General features: G+C 63.3%; 12 protein-coding genes. 10 read left to right on the top strand and 2 right to left on the bottom strand.

The genetic code is table 11. From position 1 onward, the window contains the following. Positions 1-241: 241 nt before the first annotated feature. The 6 genes from JMJ54_RS13450 (at position 242) to trhP (ending at position 9958) form a co-directional block, all read left to right on the top strand. The gene (locus JMJ54_RS13450; protein ID WP_203539075.1) at positions 242-3997 is read left to right on the top strand and encodes a nitrate reductase subunit alpha; all 3756 of its coding nucleotides are present in this window, start codon (positions 242-244) and stop codon (positions 3995-3997) included. Then, positions 3994-5553 (top strand): nitrate reductase subunit beta, encoded by a 1560-nt coding sequence (gene narH / locus JMJ54_RS13455; RefSeq protein WP_203539076.1) that lies wholly within the window; start codon positions 3994-3996, stop codon positions 5551-5553. Before JMJ54_RS13450 ends, narH begins: the two co-directional genes overlap by 4 nt. An 11-nt stretch (positions 5554-5564) precedes the next feature. Next, positions 5565-6221 carry a nitrate reductase molybdenum cofactor assembly chaperone gene (gene narJ, locus JMJ54_RS13460; protein WP_203539077.1) on the top strand — a complete coding sequence of 219 codons (657 nt, stop codon included), beginning with the start codon at positions 5565-5567 and terminating at the stop codon, positions 6219-6221. Positions 6222-6259: 38 nt separating this feature from the next. Next, positions 6260-6985 carry a respiratory nitrate reductase subunit gamma gene (narI, locus tag JMJ54_RS13465; RefSeq protein ID WP_203539078.1) on the top strand — a complete coding sequence of 242 codons (726 nt, stop codon included), beginning with the start codon at positions 6260-6262 and terminating at the stop codon, positions 6983-6985. Continuing rightward, positions 6982-7719, top strand: a complete 738-nt coding sequence (locus JMJ54_RS13470; protein WP_203539079.1) for a peptidylprolyl isomerase — start codon at positions 6982-6984, stop codon at positions 7717-7719. The genes narI and JMJ54_RS13470 overlap by 4 nt, the downstream gene beginning before the upstream one ends. Before the next feature lie 877 nt (positions 7720-8596). Next, entirely contained in the window at positions 8597-9958 is a 1362-nt protein-coding gene (gene trhP / locus JMJ54_RS13475) for a prephenate-dependent tRNA uridine(34) hydroxylase TrhP (RefSeq protein ID WP_203539080.1), read from the top strand. Here trhP and JMJ54_RS13480 read toward each other — a convergent pair. Next, entirely contained in the window at positions 9955-11364 is a 1410-nt protein-coding gene (locus JMJ54_RS13480; RefSeq protein WP_203539081.1) for an aminotransferase-like domain-containing protein, read from the bottom strand. The two genes, trhP and JMJ54_RS13480, sit on opposite strands and share 4 nt — an antisense overlap. 147 nt (positions 11365-11511) lie before the next feature. On the opposite strand from JMJ54_RS13480, the gene JMJ54_RS13485 reads away from it, so the two are divergent. The 4 genes from JMJ54_RS13485 (at position 11512) to ccoG (ending at position 15561) form a co-directional block, all read left to right on the top strand. Continuing rightward, complete coding sequence (locus JMJ54_RS13485; protein WP_275411113.1) at positions 11512-12939, top strand: cytochrome ubiquinol oxidase subunit I; 1428 nt, start codon at positions 11512-11514, stop codon at positions 12937-12939. Then, positions 12936-13940, top strand: a complete 1005-nt coding sequence (gene cydB, locus JMJ54_RS13490; protein ID WP_203539082.1) for a cytochrome d ubiquinol oxidase subunit II — start codon at positions 12936-12938, stop codon at positions 13938-13940. Before JMJ54_RS13485 ends, cydB begins: the two co-directional genes overlap by 4 nt. Further along, the gene (locus tag JMJ54_RS13495; RefSeq protein WP_203539248.1) at positions 13940-14068 is read left to right on the top strand and encodes a DUF2474 family protein; all 129 of its coding nucleotides are present in this window, start codon (positions 13940-13942) and stop codon (positions 14066-14068) included. The genes cydB and JMJ54_RS13495 overlap by 1 nt, the downstream gene beginning before the upstream one ends. 71 nt (positions 14069-14139) lie before the next feature. Further along, the gene (gene ccoG, locus JMJ54_RS13500) at positions 14140-15561 is read left to right on the top strand and encodes a cytochrome c oxidase accessory protein CcoG (RefSeq protein WP_203539083.1); all 1422 of its coding nucleotides are present in this window, start codon (positions 14140-14142) and stop codon (positions 15559-15561) included. A gap of 146 nt (positions 15562-15707) precedes the next feature. Here ccoG and JMJ54_RS13505 read toward each other — a convergent pair whose 3' ends face one another. Beyond that, positions 15708-16811 carry an AI-2E family transporter gene (locus JMJ54_RS13505; RefSeq protein WP_203539084.1) on the bottom strand — a complete coding sequence of 368 codons (1104 nt, stop codon included), beginning with the start codon at positions 16809-16811 and terminating at the stop codon, positions 15708-15710. Between the last annotated feature and the right edge of the window lie 56 nt (positions 16812-16867).

Here is a 16867-nt window from a genome sequence, read left to right on the forward strand (position 1 = left end):
CCGAACAGGACCGTGAAACGACTCAGCGCCGATGATAGTGCGGGTTCCCGTGTGAAAGTAGGTCATCGCCAGACTCCCAATGCAAACCCCCTGCAGCTACGCTGCAGGGGGTTTTTGCTTTGAGGTGCCGCGTGGGCGCATCGATGACTCATTCCTTGGTTTCTCTTCGATCTGCAACTAGCTTATAGATATTGTGGCCGGTGCCTAGACGGGTGCTGGTACGCGAATGCAGGGGAAAACAATGAGTCATTTTCTTGACCGTTTGAGCTTCTTCACGCTGACGCGCGAGGCCTATGCCGGTGGACATGGCGAGCTTCGTGCCGAGGATCGTACCTGGGAGGAGGCCTACCGGCTTCGATGGCAGCATGACAAGATCGTCCGATCGACGCATGGCGTGAACTGCACCGGCTCCTGTAGCTGGAAAATCTACGTCAAGGGCGGCATCGTTACCTGGGAAACCCAGCAGACCGACTATCCGCGTACCCGCCCGGGCATGCCCAACCACGAGCCCCGCGGCTGTTCACGCGGCGCTTCGTACAGCTGGTATCTCTACAGTGCCAACCGGCTGAAGTATCCGATGATTCGTGGTCGGCTGATGCGGCTTTGGCGCGAGGCCCGCAAGAGCATGGCACCGGTCGATGCCTGGCAGTCCATCGTCGCCGATCAAGAGAAAACGCAAGAGTACAAATCGATTCGCGGTCGTGGCGGGTTTGTTCGCGCCAGCTGGGAGGAGGCGACCGAGCTGGTTGCTGCAGCAAACATCCATACCATCAAGACCTATGGCCCTGACCGGATCATCGGTTTCTCTCCGATTCCGGCGATGTCGATGGTCAGTTACGCGGCCGGCAGCCGTTACCTGAGCCTGATCGGCGGTACCTTGATGTCGTTCTACGACTGGTACTGCGATCTGCCGCCTGCCAGTCCGCAAACTTGGGGCGAGCAGACCGATGTGCCCGAGTCGGCCGACTGGTACAACTCGGCCTTCATCATTGCCTGGGGGTCAAACGTGCCCCAGACGCGAACCCCCGACGCCCATTTCTTTGTCGAGGCACGGTACAACGGCACAAAGATCGTGGCCATCACGCCCGACTATTCCGAGGTCGCCAAGCTCTCGGACATCTGGCTGCATCCGAAGCAGGGCACTGATGCGGCGCTCGGCATGGCAATGGGGCATGTGATTCTGAAAGAGTACTTTGTCGATCGACAGGTCGAGTACTTCGACGACTACTGTCGCCGGCTGACCGATCTGCCGATGCTGGTGCTGCTGAAGAAAGAGGGTGATCGCCTCGTTGCCGACCGATTTTTGCGCGCCTCCGATTTTGCCGATGCGCTTGGGCAGGCCAACAATCCCGAATGGAAAACGGTCGCCTTCGACGGGACGGGCGGACGCTATGTTGCCCCGCAAGGCGCAATCGGCTATCGCTGGGGGCAGCAGGTCGAGGGCGATCTGGGCAAGTGGAATCTGGAGCAAAAGGATGGCGCCGGTGGCAACGATATCCGGCTGGCACTGAGCCTGATTGCCACACGGGACGATATCGCTTCGGTCGCTTTTCCCTACTTCGGTGGCCAGGCGCCGGCCGACTTTACTGCCAACGAGCAAGGCGGTGCGATCCTGTACCGGCATGTGCCGGTGCGGCGCCTGGCGCTGAAGACCGGCGATGTGGTGGTGGCCACCGTTTTCGATCTGATGTGTGCGCACTACGGTGTCGATCGCGGCTTGGGTGGCGAAGCGGCAACCTCGTTTGACGACAATATCGCTTATACGCCAGCGTGGCAGCAAAGCATTACCGGTGTGCCGGCGGAGCAGGTCATAGCGGTGGCGCGCCAGTTTGCAGAGACTGCCGAAAAAACCCGTGGACGTTCGATGGTGATCATCGGTGCGGCGATGAACCACTGGTATCACCAGGACATGAACTATCGCGCCGCGATCAACATGCTGATGCTGTGCGGCTGTATCGGCATCTCCGGTGGCGGCTGGGCGCATTACGTGGGCCAGGAGAAGCTGCGGCCGCAAACGGGCTGGACCGCGCTTGCGTTTGCGCTGGATTGGCTGCGTCCGCCAAGGCACATGAACAGCACGTCGTTCTTCTACGTGCATACCAACCAGTGGCGGTACGAGAAGGTCGACGTCGACGAAATCCTGTCACCGCTGGCCGATCCGAACCGCTACGGCGGCAGCATGATCGACTTCAATGTCCGTGCCGAGCGGATGGGCTGGTTGCCGTCGGCCCCGCAACTGGCGACGAATCCGTTACGGATATCGGCAGCGGCAAAGGCGGCGGGGCTTTCGCCGAAGGACTACGTCGTCAGCGGCCTCAAGGACGGCAGTTTGCGCATGTCGTGCGAAGACCCGGACGCGCCAGTCAATTTCCCGCGCAATCTGTTTGTCTGGCGCTCCAACCTGTTCGGCTCGAGTGGCAAAGGCCATGAATACTTCCTGAAGCATTTTGTCGGCGCCCAGAACGGCTTGCTTGGCGAGGATATCGGCACGACAGGCGAAGCCCGGCCGCAGGAGGTGGTCTGGCACGACAAGGCGCCGGAAGGAAAGCTGGACCTGATCACGGTGCTCGATTTCCGGATGAGCACGACCTGTCTTTACGCCGATGTCGTGCTGCCGACGGCGACCTGGTACGAAAAGAACGACCTCAACACGTCGGACATGCACCCGTTCATCCATCCGTTATCAGCTGCAGTCGATCCGATCTGGCAGTCGCGGAGCGACTGGGAGATCTACAAATCGATTGCGAAGAAGTTCTCGGAGCTGGCTGTCGGTCATCTCGGTGTCGAACAGGATGTCGTGCTGGTGCCAATCCTGCATGACACGGCGGGCGAGCTGGCTCAGCCGTTTGAACCCAAGGACTGGAAGAAGGGCGAGTGTGAACTGATCCCGGGTAAGACCGCGCCGAATATCGTCGTTGTCGAACGGGACTATCCGAATACCTACAAGCGCTTCACCGCACTCGGCCCGCTGATGAAAACGCTGGGCAACGGTGGCAAGGGCATAGGCTGGAATACCGAGCACGAGGTCGACGGGCTGGCGAAGCTCAACAAGGTCGTGACCGAGGAAGGCCCGACGAAAGGTTTGCCGAAAATCGAAACCGACATCGATGCGACCGAGGTGATCCTGTCGCTGGCGCCGGAAACCAACGGCGAAGTCGCGGTCAAGGCGTGGGAAGCACTCTCCAAATTCACCGGTCGCTCTCATGCGCATCTGGCCGATGTGCGCGAAGATGAAAAGATCCGCTACCGGGACGTGCAGGCTCAGCCGCGCAAGATCATTTCCAGCCCGACCTGGTCCGGTATCGAGAGCGAGCATGTCAGCTATACCGCCGGCTATACCAATGTGCACGAGCTGATTCCGTGGCGCACGCTGACAGGCCGGCAGCAGTTCTATCAGGACCACGCGTGGATGCGCGATTTCGGCGAAGGGTTCGTCTGTTACCGGCCACCGGTGGACATGAAAACGGTAGCCCCGCTGTCCGGCAAGCTGCCCAATGGCAATCCCGAAATATCGCTCAACTTCATTACCCCGCACCAGAAGTGGGGGATTCACTCGACCTATACCGACAACCTGCTGATGCTGACCCTGTCGCGAGGCGGGCCGATCGTCTGGTTGTCCGAAACGGATGCGAAGCAGGCCGGCATTGTCGACAACGACTGGATCGAGCTGTTCAACGTCAACGGTGCGATCGCCGCGCGGGCGGTGGTCAGCCAACGTGTCAAACCGGGCATGTGCATGATGTACCACGCGCAGGAAAAGATCGTGAATGTGCCCGGCTCCGAGGTCACCAAGCACCGTGGCGGCATCCACAATTCGGTGACGCGCACGGTGCTCAAGCCGACGCACATGATCGGCGGCTACGCGCAGCTGTCCTACGGTTTCAACTATTACGGCACCGTCGGCAGCAACCGCGACGAGTTCGTCATCGTCCGCAAGATGGCCAAGGTCGACTGGATGGATACGCCGACCGGTGCCGAAGGGGAGGGCCGAGCATGAAAGTCCGCGCGCAGATAGCCATGGTGCTGAATCTCGACAAATGCATCGGCTGCCATACCTGTTCGGTCACCTGCAAAAATGTCTGGACCAGCCGCTTGGGGATGGAGTACGCCTGGTTCAACAACGTCGAAACCAAACCCGGTATCGGCTACCCGAAGGACTGGGAGAACCAGGACAAGTGGAAGGGGGGCTGGGACCTCAAGCGCAACGGCAAGCTCAAGCTCAAACAGGGTAGCCGCCTGCAAGTGCTGCTGAACCTGTTCGCGAACCCGAACCTGCCCGAGATCGACGACTACTACGAGCCGTTCACTTTCGATTACGAATTCCTGCAGACCGCACCTGAAATGCCGACACCGCCGGTGGCGCGGCCGATTTCAGTGATCAGTGGCCAGCGGATGGAAAAGATCGAATGGGGGCCGAACTGGGAAGAGATTCTTGGTGGCGAGTTCGCCAAGCGCAGCGCCGACTACAACTTCGAGGATGTGCAGAAGGACATCTACGGCGAGTTTGAAAACACCTTCATGATGTATCTGCCACGGCTGTGCGAACACTGCCTGAATCCGGCCTGTGTCGCGTCCTGTCCGTCAGGGTCGATCTACAAGCGTGAAGAAGACGGCATCGTGCTGATCGATCAGGACAAGTGTCGTGGCTGGCGCATGTGCGTGTCCGGCTGCCCGTACAAGAAGATCTATTACAACTGGTCGTCGGGCAAGGCCGAAAAATGCATCTTCTGCTATCCGCGGATCGAAGCCGGCCAGCCGACCGTGTGCTCGGAAACCTGTGTCGGCCGGATCCGTTACCTCGGCGTCCTGCTGTACGACGCGGACCGGATCGAAGCGGCGGCCTCGGTGGCCAACCCGCAGGATCTGTACGGTGCGCAGCTGTCGGTGTTTCTGGACCCGCATTCGCAGGCCGTTCAGGAACAGGCTCGCAAGGATGGTGTCCCCGATTTGTGGCTGGAAGCCGCAACCCGGTCGCCGGCCTACAAGATGGCGATGGAGTGGAAGATCGCTTTCCCGCTGCACCCCGAATACCGGACGCTGCCGATGGTCTGGTACGTGCCGCCACTGTCGCCGATCCAGGCCCGCGCCAATGCCGGCGAGATCGGCATGCAGGGGCATTTGCCCGATGTCGACAGCCTGCGCATTCCGGTGCGTTATCTTGCCAATCTGCTCACCGCTGGCGATGAAAAGCCGGTGCAGCAGGCGCTGAAAAAAATGCTCGGCATGCGGGCGTTCTACCGAGAAAGGCAGCTCGAAGGGCGCGACAATGCGGCACTGCTGGCCGAGGCAGGGCTGACGCAGGCCGAGGCCGAGGACATGCACCGTTACCTGTCTATTGCCGACTACGAAGACCGGTACGTGATTCCGACCACGCACCGCGAGTACGCCGAAAATGCCTACCAGTTGCGTGGCGAGTGCGGCTTCTCGTTCGGCAACGGCTGTTCGGACGGCAGCAGCGAAGCCAGCCTGTTTGGCGGCAAGATGGCCGGCAAGAAGGTGATTCCGCTCAAGACCATGGGCGGCCGCGGGACCGAAAACAAGGTGGACTACTGATGGCGCCGTCGATGCGTCCAGCCACCCATGCGCTGCGCTTGCTGGGCGCACTGCTGCTGTATCCGGAACCCGGTTTGCGCGCGCTTCTGCCGGAGATCGCGGCTGAAATTGCAAACGACGGCAGCTTGCGGCGGATCGACCGTGAACGGCTCGCCGATCTTCTCGGAGAGCTGATGCGTGCGGATGGCCTGGATGCAGAGGAGGCCTACGTCGGCCTGTTCGACCGGGGGCGGGCCGCGTCGCTGCACCTGTTCGAGCACCTGCACGGCGAAAGCCGCGACCGCGGCGAGGCGATGGTGCAATTGGCCGGCGTGTACCAACAGGCCGGTTTTCTGCTCAAGCCCGGCGAGCTGCCGGATTACCTGCCGGCACTGCTGGAGTTCCTCGGTTGCCGGCCGCCGGCCGATGCGAAGGCGATCATGGCCGACTGCGGCCACCTCGTCCGCAAGATCGGCGAGGCCGTGGCCGCGAGGGGCAGCCGTTACGCGGCGATTTTCGATGCCGCACTGGTTCTGGCAGGCGAGGCCGGGCTGGACTGGGCGAAGGGTATCGAACCCGAACCGCTCGACAATGTTGACGACGACTGGATGGACACGCCCGCTTTTGCCAAGCCCGACGAGCAAGCGGCCACGTCGACGATCCGTTTCATGCCCCGACCCGGGCGCTGATTGATGGGACCGGTTCATGCCGGTGAAGGAGTCATGTGATGGATATCTGGGCCTATCTGCACCAGTTTCTTTTCGGGTTCTATCCCTACATCGCGCTGACCGTGTTTTTCGTTGGCAGCCTGCTGCGCTTTGATCGAGAGCAGTACAGCTGGCGGGCCGATTCGTCGCAACTGCTTCGGAAGAAGCAGCTGAGATGGGGGTCGAACCTGTTCCATTTCGGCGTGCTGGTGGTTTTCACCGGTCACCTGGTCGGTTTCCTGATGCCCGAACCGATCGTGCTGGCCTTCATGAACGAGCATGCGCACGAACTGTTGGCCATGGTCGGGGGGGGCGTTGCCGGCGTGGCCGCGATCATCGGCCTGTCGATCCTGATCCACCGGCGTTTGACCGAGCCGCGGCTGCGCTCCAACAGCCGCCCCTGGGACCTGCTGATCGTCGCCATTCTGTGGATACAGCTCGCGCTCGGTCTGGCGACGGTCTACTTCTCCTCGGTGAAGGTCGAGGGCTACAGTTTTCAGGCCCTGATCTATTACGTGCAGGGCATCGTGATTTTCCGGCCGAACAATGCGGACTTGCTGCTGACGATCCCCTGGGTCTACAAGCTCCACATCTTTCTCGGCCTGACGATATTTCTGGTGTTTCCGTTCACGCGGCTGGTCCACATCTGGAGCGGCTTTGCATCGGTGTTCTATTTGTTCCGACCGTTTCAGCTGATGCGCACGCGCCGTACGCGGCAGGCGCGTGGCGTACAGGGAATCAAATGACCCATTCCGAAGACGGGAGCGGTATCCGCGTCAATGGCGTCGTCGTGAACGACGATGGCATGGCGAATGCCGAAAGTGCGGCGGTGTACGAACTGCTTCGGCAGCAGGTGCTGGACCGGCAATTGCTGCCGAACGATGCCGATGACGACGCGATGGCTGCCGCCATCGAGGAGTTGCTGCTTCGCGAGGTGGCCGTGCCGCAAGTCGACGAGCAGGCATGCCGGCGCTATTTCGATGCCCACGCCGCCGACTATGTGGTGGGTGAACGGGTGGGCGTCCGGCATATCCTGTTTGGCGTAACACCGGCGGTGCCCGTGCCGGCCTTGCTGGAACAGGCGCAACGGGTACTGCAGGCGGTACTTGCCGCCCCCGAGCGGATCGGCGAGCTTGCGAGGCAGTATTCCAATTGCCCGAGCGGCGCCGAAGGCGGTCATCTGGGGCTGCTGGAGCGCGGCGACACGGTGCCCGAGTTCGAGCAGTCGCTGTTCGGCGGGCCAACCATCGGCGTGCTGCCGCAACTGGTCAGGACCCGCTACGGCTTCCACGTGGTCGTCATCGAGGCGCGCGAGGCGGGGCGGACGCTGGATTACGCGCAGGTGCAACATCAGGTTGCACAGCAGCTGCAGGCGTCCGCGCTCAAGCGGGCGTTGTCGCAATATGTGCAGGTGCTGGCCGGGCAGGCCGATCTGGCCGGCGTGACGCTGGAACAAGCCGAAACGCCGTTGCTGCGCTAACTATCCACGGTTCGACTGGCGCAAGGTGTGGGCGTGCTGTGGGTAAGCCAGGCAAGGCCTTGTTTTGTTTCGTTTATCTCCGCCTGCCTATTTTCGATGCACCCGCAACGGACTACTCACCGATTTCGTTTGCGGCAGTGTGGGCCAGCTGTGGATAGCCAATGCAAGACCTTGTTCGGACAGTCTTTTCTTGTGCTGCCTGTTTTTTGTGCAATCCGGCTGCACCGGTTACGCCGATCCTGCGAGGCGGGCTTGCACGTGGCCTGCCACAGAAACATCCCCTGAAATCCTGAACCGGGCTGTGAGAGGGTTGTGGATGAGTGCGGCAAGCTCTTGTTTTCATGATGCCTTTCCTGGCTGCCTGAAAAATGGGCAAGCCGTCGTTCCGCCGCCGTCTGGCGCGCTCGGCTTGTCCCCAGCTTCGTTCGACAAGCATGTGGAAGGGCTGTGGGTAACGTATCTACAGGGCTGATTCCGCGTGCCTTTTTCGGGCTGCCTGCACAATGTGCAGACCCCCGTCGCGGGGAGAGGCAGGCGACCCAGCCGGCGAATGGTCCACTCATCCACTGTTTTACTACAGCAACGGTGTGGGTGAGCTGTGGATCGTTGAACTATCAACTTGTTTTACAAGCGCTTTTTCTTGCTGCCTGAATTTTGGTCAATGCTCTTGCCCTGCCGAGGCGAGTGGCGATCACGCCATCACGGTTCGGCGCGATGCGCTTCATCCACGGTTTTTCGGCGCAATGGTGTGGGCGGGCTGTGGGTAGTCGATGCAAGCTGCTGTTTGCAATGTGTTTTTTGCAACTGCTCAAGGAATGGGCAATGCATGGTGCTGCGTTAGAATGGGCGGCTTCCCGTTCCACTGTGGCGTTCCATCATGCTGCTCAAAGCCCCCGAACTGCTCCTGCCTGCCGGTACGCTGGAAAAAATGCGCGCCGCTTACGATTTCGGCGCCGACGCGGTCTACGCCGGCCAGCCGCGCTACAGTCTTCGCGCGCGCAACAACGAGTTCCGGCTCGAGCAGATCAGGCAGGGCATCGACGAGGCGCACGCGCGCGGCAAGAAGTTCTTTGTCGCCAGCAACATCCTGCCGCACAACGCCAAGGTCAAGACCTACCTCGCCGACATGGAACCGGTGATCGCGATGCAGCCCGACGCACTGATCATGGCCGACCCGGGCCTGATCATGATGGTGCGCGAGCGCTGGCCCGAGCAGGCGATCCACCTGTCGGTGCAGGCCAACACGGTCAACTACGCAGGGGTGAAGTTCTGGCAGTCGCTGGGGCTCGAGCGGGTGATCCTGTCGCGCGAACTGGGCCTCGACGAGGTCGAGGAAATCCGCCAGCGTTGTCCGGACATCGAACTCGAAGTCTTCATCCACGGCGCGCTATGCATTGCCTATTCGGGCCGCTGCCTTCTGTCCGGTTATTTCAATCACCGTGATCCGAACCAGGGCACCTGTACCAATGCGTGCCGCTGGGATTACAAGATGAGCGACACGCAGGCCGACGACGCCGGTGACGTGCAGCCGGTGAAGATCGACTTCGATTTCAATCATGCACTGGGTGAAGCCGAGCAGTCGTTCGCCGCTTGCGGCGGTGCCGAGCGCCATCCGCTGGCCGACAAGACCTATCTGATCGAGGAGGCGAGCCGGCCCGGCGAGCTGATGCCGATCATCGAGGACGAGCACGGCACCTACATCATGAACAGCAAGGACCTGCGCGCGGTGCAGCACGTCGAGCGGCTGGCGAAGATCGGCGTCGACTCGCTCAAGGTCGAGGGCCGCACCAAGTCGCTGTACTACGTTGCCCGCGCGGCGCAGGTCTACCGGCGCGCCATCGACGATGCCGTCGCCGGCAAGTCGTTCGATCCGGCGCTGCTGGCCGATCTCGAAGGGCTGGCCAACCGCGGCTATACCGACGGCTTCTACCAGCGCCACTACACCCACGAGGCGCAGAACTACCTCGACGGGCACTCGAAGGCCAAGCGCAGCCAGTTCGTCGGCGAGGTGAAATCGGTCGTCGACGGCTGGGCCGAGATCGAGGTGAAAAACCGCTTCGAAGTCGGCGACGAGCTGGAAATCATCCACCCGTCCGGCAATCAGGTCATTACGCTGACTGCGCTGCGCGGCAAGGACGGCGAGGCGCTGGCTGCCGCGGCCGGCAACGGCGTGCATGCGAGCATGCCGCTCGACGCGCGTTTCGATGGCGCGCTGATCGCCCGGCTGTTGCGAGACTAGGCCCCGGCGGCAAGCCGGCCCAGCGTCGCCATGCCCTGTTCGAACGCGGCCGACCACGGCGAGCCGTAGTTGAGCCGCAGGCAGTGGCGGTAGCGGCGACTGGCAGAAAATATCGGTCCCGGCGCGATGCTGATACCGTGCTCGATCGCACGGCGATGCAGCGCCAGCGTGTCGAAGCCTTCGGCGAATTCGACCCAGAGGAAGTAGCCGCCGTTCGGTCGCGAGACGCGCACCCCGGCGGGGAAGTGCGCGACCAGCGCGCGGTTCATCTCGGCCAGCTGCGATTCGAGCGCGTAGCGCAGCTTGCGCAGGTGCTTGTCGTAGGCGCCGGTGTGCAGGTAGTCGGCCAGTGCCACCTGTGCCGGTACGCTCGCCGACAGCGTCGTCATCAGCTTCAGCCGCTCGATCCGCTGGCCAAAGCGGCCCGGCGAGACCCAGCCGATCCGGTAACCGGGTGCCAGCGTTTTCGAGAACGAGCTGCAATGCATCACCAGCCCCTGCGTGTCGAAGGCCTTGGCCGGCAGCGGCGCATGCTTGCCGAAATACAGCTCGCCGTAGACATCGTCCTCGATCAGCGGGATCTGGTGACGCGCCAGCAGCGCGACCAGCGCCTTTTTCTTGTCCTCGGCCATGCTCGCGCCGGTCGGATTCTGGAACGAGGTCATGAACCAGCAAGCCTTGACCGGATGGCGTTCGAGTGCGCTGGCCAGCGCATCGAGATCGAGTCCGTCGCGCGCGTGGACCGGGATTTCAAGCGCCTGCATCCCCAGCCGCTCGATCGCCTGCGTCGCCGCGTAAAACCCCGGTGATTCGATCGCGATCACGTCGCCGGGCTGGGCGACAGCGGCCAGGCACAGGTTCAGCGCCTCGAGCGCGCCGTTGGTGATGACGATCTGCTCGGCCGGTTGCGGCATGCCGAGGCCGAGGTAACGCAGCGCGATCTGCTGGCGCAGCGCGGCATGGCCGGGCGGCAGGCTGGCGACGGTGTCCCACGGATCGATGAAGCGTGACGCCGACGCCAGCGACCTGGCCAGCCGCGGCAGCGGAAACAGTGTCGGCGAAGGGAAGGCCGAGCCGAGCGGCAGGATGGACCGGTCGCCGACGGCACCGAGCACCGAAAACACCAGTTCGCTGATGTCGACCGGTGCCGACACCTGCGGCGGTTGGCCGAGGCCGGGCTCGGGCGGCAAGGGCTGGCGGGCGCCGGCGACGAAGTAGCCCGAGCGTTCGCGTGCTCGCACGAGGCCGCTCTTTTCCAGCAAGTAATAGGCCTGGAACGCCGTCGACGGGCTGACCCGGTACTGCGCCATCACCTTGCGGATCGACGGCAGCCGCGTTCCCGGCGCCAGCCGGCCGTTGCGGATGTCGGCGGCGATCAGTTCGGCGATTTCCTCGTAGCGTTTCATGGCGTTCCGGCCGCGGCCCCGTTCATCTGATACGCAAAAATATCATTTTTCTGATTCTGTTACCGATTGGCTACGCTGGGAATACTGGGAACACGGCCCGGTAGGTGCCCGGCGCCGCCGGGAGGACGCGGGGCGACGGGAGTGTTTATGAGTACCCTGACCGCGGTCGACCTGGCGCGCATCCAGTTCGCGTTTACCGTCTCCTTCCACATCGTGTTTCCGGCGATCAGCATCGGGCTGGCGAGTTTCATTGCCGTGCTCGAAGGGCTGTGGCTCAAGACCGGCAAGCCGGTCTACCTCGACCTGTGCCGGTTCTGGTCGCGCGTGTTCGCGGTTGCCTTCGGCATGGGCGTCGTGTCCGGCGTGGTGATGAGCTATCAGTTCGGCACCAACTGGAGCGTGTTCTCCAACTTCGCCGGCAGCGTCACCGGGCCCTTGCTGACCTACGAGGTGCTGACGGCGTTTTTCCTCGAAGCCGGCTTCCTCGGCATCATGCTGTTCGGCTGGAACAAGGTCAGCCCGCGCGCGCACTTCGGTGCGACGCTGATGGTCGCGACCGGCACGCTGATCTCGACGTTCTGGATTCTGGCGTCGAACAGCTGGATGCAGACACCGGCCGGTTTCGACATCGTCGACGGCCGCGTGGTGCCGACCGACTGGTGGGCGGTGATCTTCAACCCGTCGTTCCCGTACCGGCTGGTGCACATGACGCTGTCGGCCTTCGTTGTCACCGCCCTGCTGGTCGCGGCGACGGCGGCGTGGCATCTGATGCGGCAGCGGCGCGATGCGGCGATCAAGACCTCGTTCGCTATGGCGCTCGGCATACTGGTGATCCTCGCGCCGCTGCAGGCTTTCGTCGGCGATCTGCACGGGCTCAACACGCTCAAGCACCAGCCGGCCAAGCTCGCGGCGATCGAGGGCATCTGGGAAACCGAGCAGGGCGGTACCGCACTCAACCTGTTCGGCATTCCGAACATGAAGGAGGAGCGCACCGACTACGCGCTGGCGATCCCGCATCTGGGCAGCCTGATCCTGACGCATTCGTGGGACGGCGAAATCCGCGGCCTGAAGGAGTGGCCGCCGGAAGACCGGCCGAACTCGCTGATCGTGTTCTGGAGCTTCCGCATCATGGTCGGCCTCGGCCTGCTGATGATTGCGCTGGGCGGGCTGTTCCTGCTGCTGCGCTGGCGCGGCCGGCAGTTCGACAGCCGCCTGTTGCAGCGTTTTGCACTGTGGATGGGCCCGAGCGGCTTCATCGCCCTGCTGGCGGGCTGGGTAACGACCGAGGTCGGCCGCCAGCCTTGGGTGGTGTACGGGCTGCTGCGCACCGTCGATGCGGCATCGCCGGTGTCGTACCAGCAGGTCAGCGTGTCGCTGCTGATCTTCGTGATCGTCTACTTCCTCGTCTTCGGGACCGGCATCTATTACATGCTCAAGCTGCTGCGCACCGGACCGGTGGCGGGCGAGCACACGCCGGACGGCGAGCGCGAGCCGATCGGCCAGACCGCGACGTATTCGGGCCGGCGCCCGCTGTCCGGCGCCGACGACCTCATCGATGAAGGAGCACAGCAATGATCGACATCACCCTGGTCTGGGCCGGCATCATCGCGCTCGGCGTGTTCATCTACGTGATGCTCGACGGTTTCGATCTGGGCATCGGCATTCTGTTTCCGTTCTTCCCGAACGAGGCCGACCGCGACGTGATGATGAACACCGTCGCGCCGGTTTGGGACGGCAACGAAACCTGGCTTGTGCTCGGTGGCGCCGGGTTGTTCGCGGCGTTTCCGGTCGTGTATTCGGCGGTACTGTCGGCACTGTATCTGCCGCTGGTGCTGATGCTGGTCGGGCTGATCTTCCGCGGCGTGGCATTCGAAATCCGCGCCAAGGCGACGCGCACACGCCACCTGTGGGATCTGGCCTTCATCGCCGGCTCGGTGCTGGCGACGTTCTGCCAGGGCGTGGCGCTGGGGGCCTACATCCAGGGCATCAAGGTGGTCGGCCGCGAGTTCGCAGGCGGCGGCTTCGACTGGCTCAGCGCGTTCAGCCTGTTCACCGGCTTCGGCCTCGTGGCGACCTATGCGCTGCTCGGCTGCGGCTGGCTGATCATCAAGACCCAGGGCGAGCTGCAGCGGCGGATGATCGTGCTGATGTCGCCGCTGACGTGGCTGCTGCTCGGCGCGATTGCCGTCGTCAGTGTCTGGACGCCGCTGCGCGAGCCGGCCGTGGCGGCACGCTGGTTCAGCCTGCCCAACTTCTTCTGGCTGGCGCCGGTGCCGCTGGCGGTGCTCGGCTGCGCATGGGGCATCCGCCGGGCGCTGCGGCAGGGGCGCGACTATGCGCCGTACTTCCTGGCGCTGGCAATCGTCGCCCTCGGCTATTGCGGCTTTTTGATCAGCATCTGGCCGTATCTGATTCCGCCGGCGGTGACGCTGTGGGACGCCGCCGCACCGGCAAGCAGCCAGTCGTTCACGCTGGTGGGCGCGCTGATCATCATCCCGGTCATCCTCGCCTACACCGCGCTCGGTTACTGGGTGTTCCGCGGCAAGGTCCGCGCCGACGACGCGGGGTACCACTGATGCGCGCCGCCGAACGCCGGGGCCGCTGGCGCGGCGCGCTGTGGTTCGTCGGCCTGTGGCTGGCCGGCGTGCTGACGCTGACACTCGTTGCCGGCTTCTTCCGTCTGCTGATGCGCTGGGCGGGCTAGGCCACGCGGTCCGGTTCACCCGGCAGCACTCGCCAATCACACACGAATAAATACAACCCGTCGGGTACGAGATGAGCAAAACCATTCCCATCGTTCAGGTGCCGGCCGAGGCCGCTTACGAGACGACGGTCAACGTCGCCGGCCGCCGCAAGATCCACGCACGCATGGCGCACGGCTTCTGGAGCAACTGGCGCATCGCGGCGGTGGTCGCGACGCAACTGTTCTTCTATCTGGTGCCGTGGTGGCAGATCGACGGCCAGCAGGCGCTGCTGTTCGATCTGGAAACCTTCCGTTTCAACGTCTTCGGCATGGTCTGGCTGCCGCAGGACCTGATCTATCTGGCTGCGCTGCTGATCTTCTGTGCGGTCGCGCTGTTCGCGTGGACGGCGGTGGCGGGGCGGCTGTGGTGCGGGTTCACCTGTCCGCAGACCGTCTACACCGAGATGTTCATGTGGATCGAACGCTGGGTCGAGGGCGAGCGCAACGCGCGGATCAGGCTCGACCGCGCGCCGCCGTCCGCCGGCAAGGTCGCCCGCAAGGCGGTCAAGCACGGGCTGTGGATTGCGCTGGCCCTGTGGACCGGCTTCACCTTCGCCGGCTACTTCACGCCGATCCGGCCGCTGTGGCAGGCGACGCTGGCATGGAGCGTCGGCGGCTGGACGACGTTCTGGATCCTCTGCTACGCGCTGATCACCTACGGTCACGCCGGCTGGCTGCGCGAGCAGATCTGCCTGCACATGTGCCCGTACTCGCGCTTCCAGAGCGCGATGTTCGACCGCGACACCTTGGTCGTCAGCTACGACAGCCAGCGTGGCGAGCCGCGCGGCGGCCGGCGCAAGGATGCCGACTTCGCCGGCGACGGGCTGGGGTCGTGCGTCGACTGCACCGTCTGCGTCCAGGTCTGCCCGACCGGCATCGACATCCGCAACGGCCTGCAGTACGAATGCATCGGCTGTGGCGCCTGTATCGATGCGTGCAACGACGTGATGGACAAAATGAGTTACCCGCGCGGACTGATCCGCTTCACCACCGAGCACGCGCAGGCGGCCGGCGCGGGCAGGGCGACCATCGCCCGGCGGATGTTGCGGCCCAAGGTGCTTGCCTATGCGGCGGTGCTGTTCGCCGTGGCCGGCACATCGGCGATCGGCCTCGTGAATCACCAGCCACTCAAGCTCGAGATCGCCCGCGATCGCGGCATTCTGTCGCGCACCGCCGAGAACGGCGATGTCGAAAACGTCTACATGCTGACGATCCAGAACGTCGACGACCGGCCGCACCGCTACCGGATCAGCGCGGCCGGCTTACCCGGTCTGCAGATGCCCGAACTGGCACCGGTCGCCATTGCCGCCGGTGGCAGCGAAACGGTGTCGCTGCACCTGAGCATGGCGGAGGACCGTGTGGCGGCCGGGCGGCACGAGATCGCGATCGGCGTCGCCTCGGTCGATGATCCGGCGCTGCACGTCAAGGAGAAGACGACCTTCTTCGGTCGTTGAGCACGGTGGTCCGGCTTGAATCGCCGACCATGAAAAAGCCCCTGCATTCGGAAGAAGGCAGGGGCTTTTTCATGGCGTCGTGCGGCGTCGAGGCTGCCTGACGACCGTTGCACGGCACCCCGAGAAGGCGGTGCCATGCCGGTGGTTTACTCCGGACGCGCCTCGGCTGATTCACCCTCGGCCGGTTCCTGCAGTGCAACCCAGCGCATGAAGATGATGTAGCCCAGCGACAGCAGTACTGCACCGACGAACATCCCCAGGATGCTGGCGGCGACCATGCCGCCGAGCGCGCCCAGCAGCACCACCGGCATCGGTGCATCGACACCGCGGCCCAGCAGGATCGGCTTGAGCACGTTGTCGGCCATGCCGCCGATCACCAGCAGGATCGAATACACCACTGCCATCACGGTGCCGTAGTCGCCGCTCATCCAGATGTAGGCAATCACCGGCAGCGAGATCAGCAGGACCGGCAATTGTGCGATGCCCAGGATCAGTACGACGACGGCCAGCGCACCGGCGAACGGCACCTGCGCCACCATCAGTACAAGGCCGATGATCAGGGCCTGGATCAGCGCCACGCCGATCACGCCCTGCGCAACGGCGCGGATCGTATTGGTCGACAGCACGACCATGCCGTCGCCGTGTTCGGCACCGGCCAGCCGGCGGCCGATGGCGGCCATGCTCTGCGCGCCCGCCTCACCGTAGGCCATCATTACGCCGGCAATGATCAGCGCAAAAACGAACTTGAGGATGTCGCCACCGATACCGGCCACGAAGCCCAGCGCCGACTTCGACAGGTCGCCGATCTTCGGCTGCATCGAATGGATCAGCCCCGGCAGGTCCGTCGCGGCCATGTGCCAGACCGAGTAGATCTTTTCGCCCACCAGTGGCCAGGCGGCAATCCGCTCCGGCGGCAACGGCAGGTGCAGCGCGTTGTTCTGCACCGCATGCACGGCACCGGTGACCGAATCAGCCAGCGAACTGGCGAGCAGCGCCACCGGAACGATGATTAGCGCGAAACCGCCGATCACGATGGCCGTCGAAGCCCGGCCTTCACCCAGTTTGGGGGCCAGTTTCCGGTGCAGCGGATACAGCGTGACGGCCATGATCATCGCCCAGAGGATCAGCGTCAGAAAGGGCGAAAAGATGCGGTAGCACACCACCACCATGGAAATGATGAGTGCCGCCTGAATCAGCACATCGAGCAATTGCCGCGAAAACAGCTTGCCCAGTTTTTTGGGGTCGAACATGGAATCTCCGAGTTTTATGGGTATGGGTTTGTTATATCACCGTCGCATTACGAATG

This window comes from Jeongeupia naejangsanensis, from assembly GCF_016865585.1.
GTDB lineage: Bacteria > Pseudomonadota > Gammaproteobacteria > Burkholderiales > Chitinibacteraceae > Jeongeupia > Jeongeupia naejangsanensis.

Excerpts from the sequence above, each read along its gene's own strand:
- narJ (WP_203539077.1), top strand. The coding sequence starts at position 5,565 with ATGCGTCCAGCCACCCATGCGCTGCGCTTGCTGGGCGCACTGCTGCTG.
- JMJ54_RS13450 (WP_203539075.1), top strand. The coding sequence starts at position 242 with ATGAGTCATTTTCTTGACCGTTTGAGCTTCTTCACGCTGACGCGCGAG.
- JMJ54_RS13480 (WP_203539081.1), bottom strand. The coding sequence starts at position 11,364 with ATGAAACGCTACGAGGAAATCGCCGAACTGATCGCCGCCGACATCCGC.
- narI (WP_203539078.1), top strand. The coding sequence starts at position 6,260 with ATGGATATCTGGGCCTATCTGCACCAGTTTCTTTTCGGGTTCTATCCC.
- JMJ54_RS13485 (WP_275411113.1), top strand. The coding sequence starts at position 11,512 with ATGAGTACCCTGACCGCGGTCGACCTGGCGCGCATCCAGTTCGCGTTT.
- narH (WP_203539076.1), top strand. The coding sequence starts at position 3,994 with ATGAAAGTCCGCGCGCAGATAGCCATGGTGCTGAATCTCGACAAATGC.
- JMJ54_RS13495 (WP_203539248.1), top strand. The coding sequence starts at position 13,940 with ATGCGCGCCGCCGAACGCCGGGGCCGCTGGCGCGGCGCGCTGTGGTTC.
- JMJ54_RS13505 (WP_203539084.1), bottom strand. The coding sequence starts at position 16,811 with ATGTTCGACCCCAAAAAACTGGGCAAGCTGTTTTCGCGGCAATTGCTC.
- trhP (WP_203539080.1), top strand. The coding sequence starts at position 8,597 with ATGCTGCTCAAAGCCCCCGAACTGCTCCTGCCTGCCGGTACGCTGGAA.
- cydB (WP_203539082.1), top strand. The coding sequence starts at position 12,936 with ATGATCGACATCACCCTGGTCTGGGCCGGCATCATCGCGCTCGGCGTG.
- JMJ54_RS13470 (WP_203539079.1), top strand. The coding sequence starts at position 6,982 with ATGACCCATTCCGAAGACGGGAGCGGTATCCGCGTCAATGGCGTCGTC.
- ccoG (WP_203539083.1), top strand. The coding sequence starts at position 14,140 with ATGAGCAAAACCATTCCCATCGTTCAGGTGCCGGCCGAGGCCGCTTAC.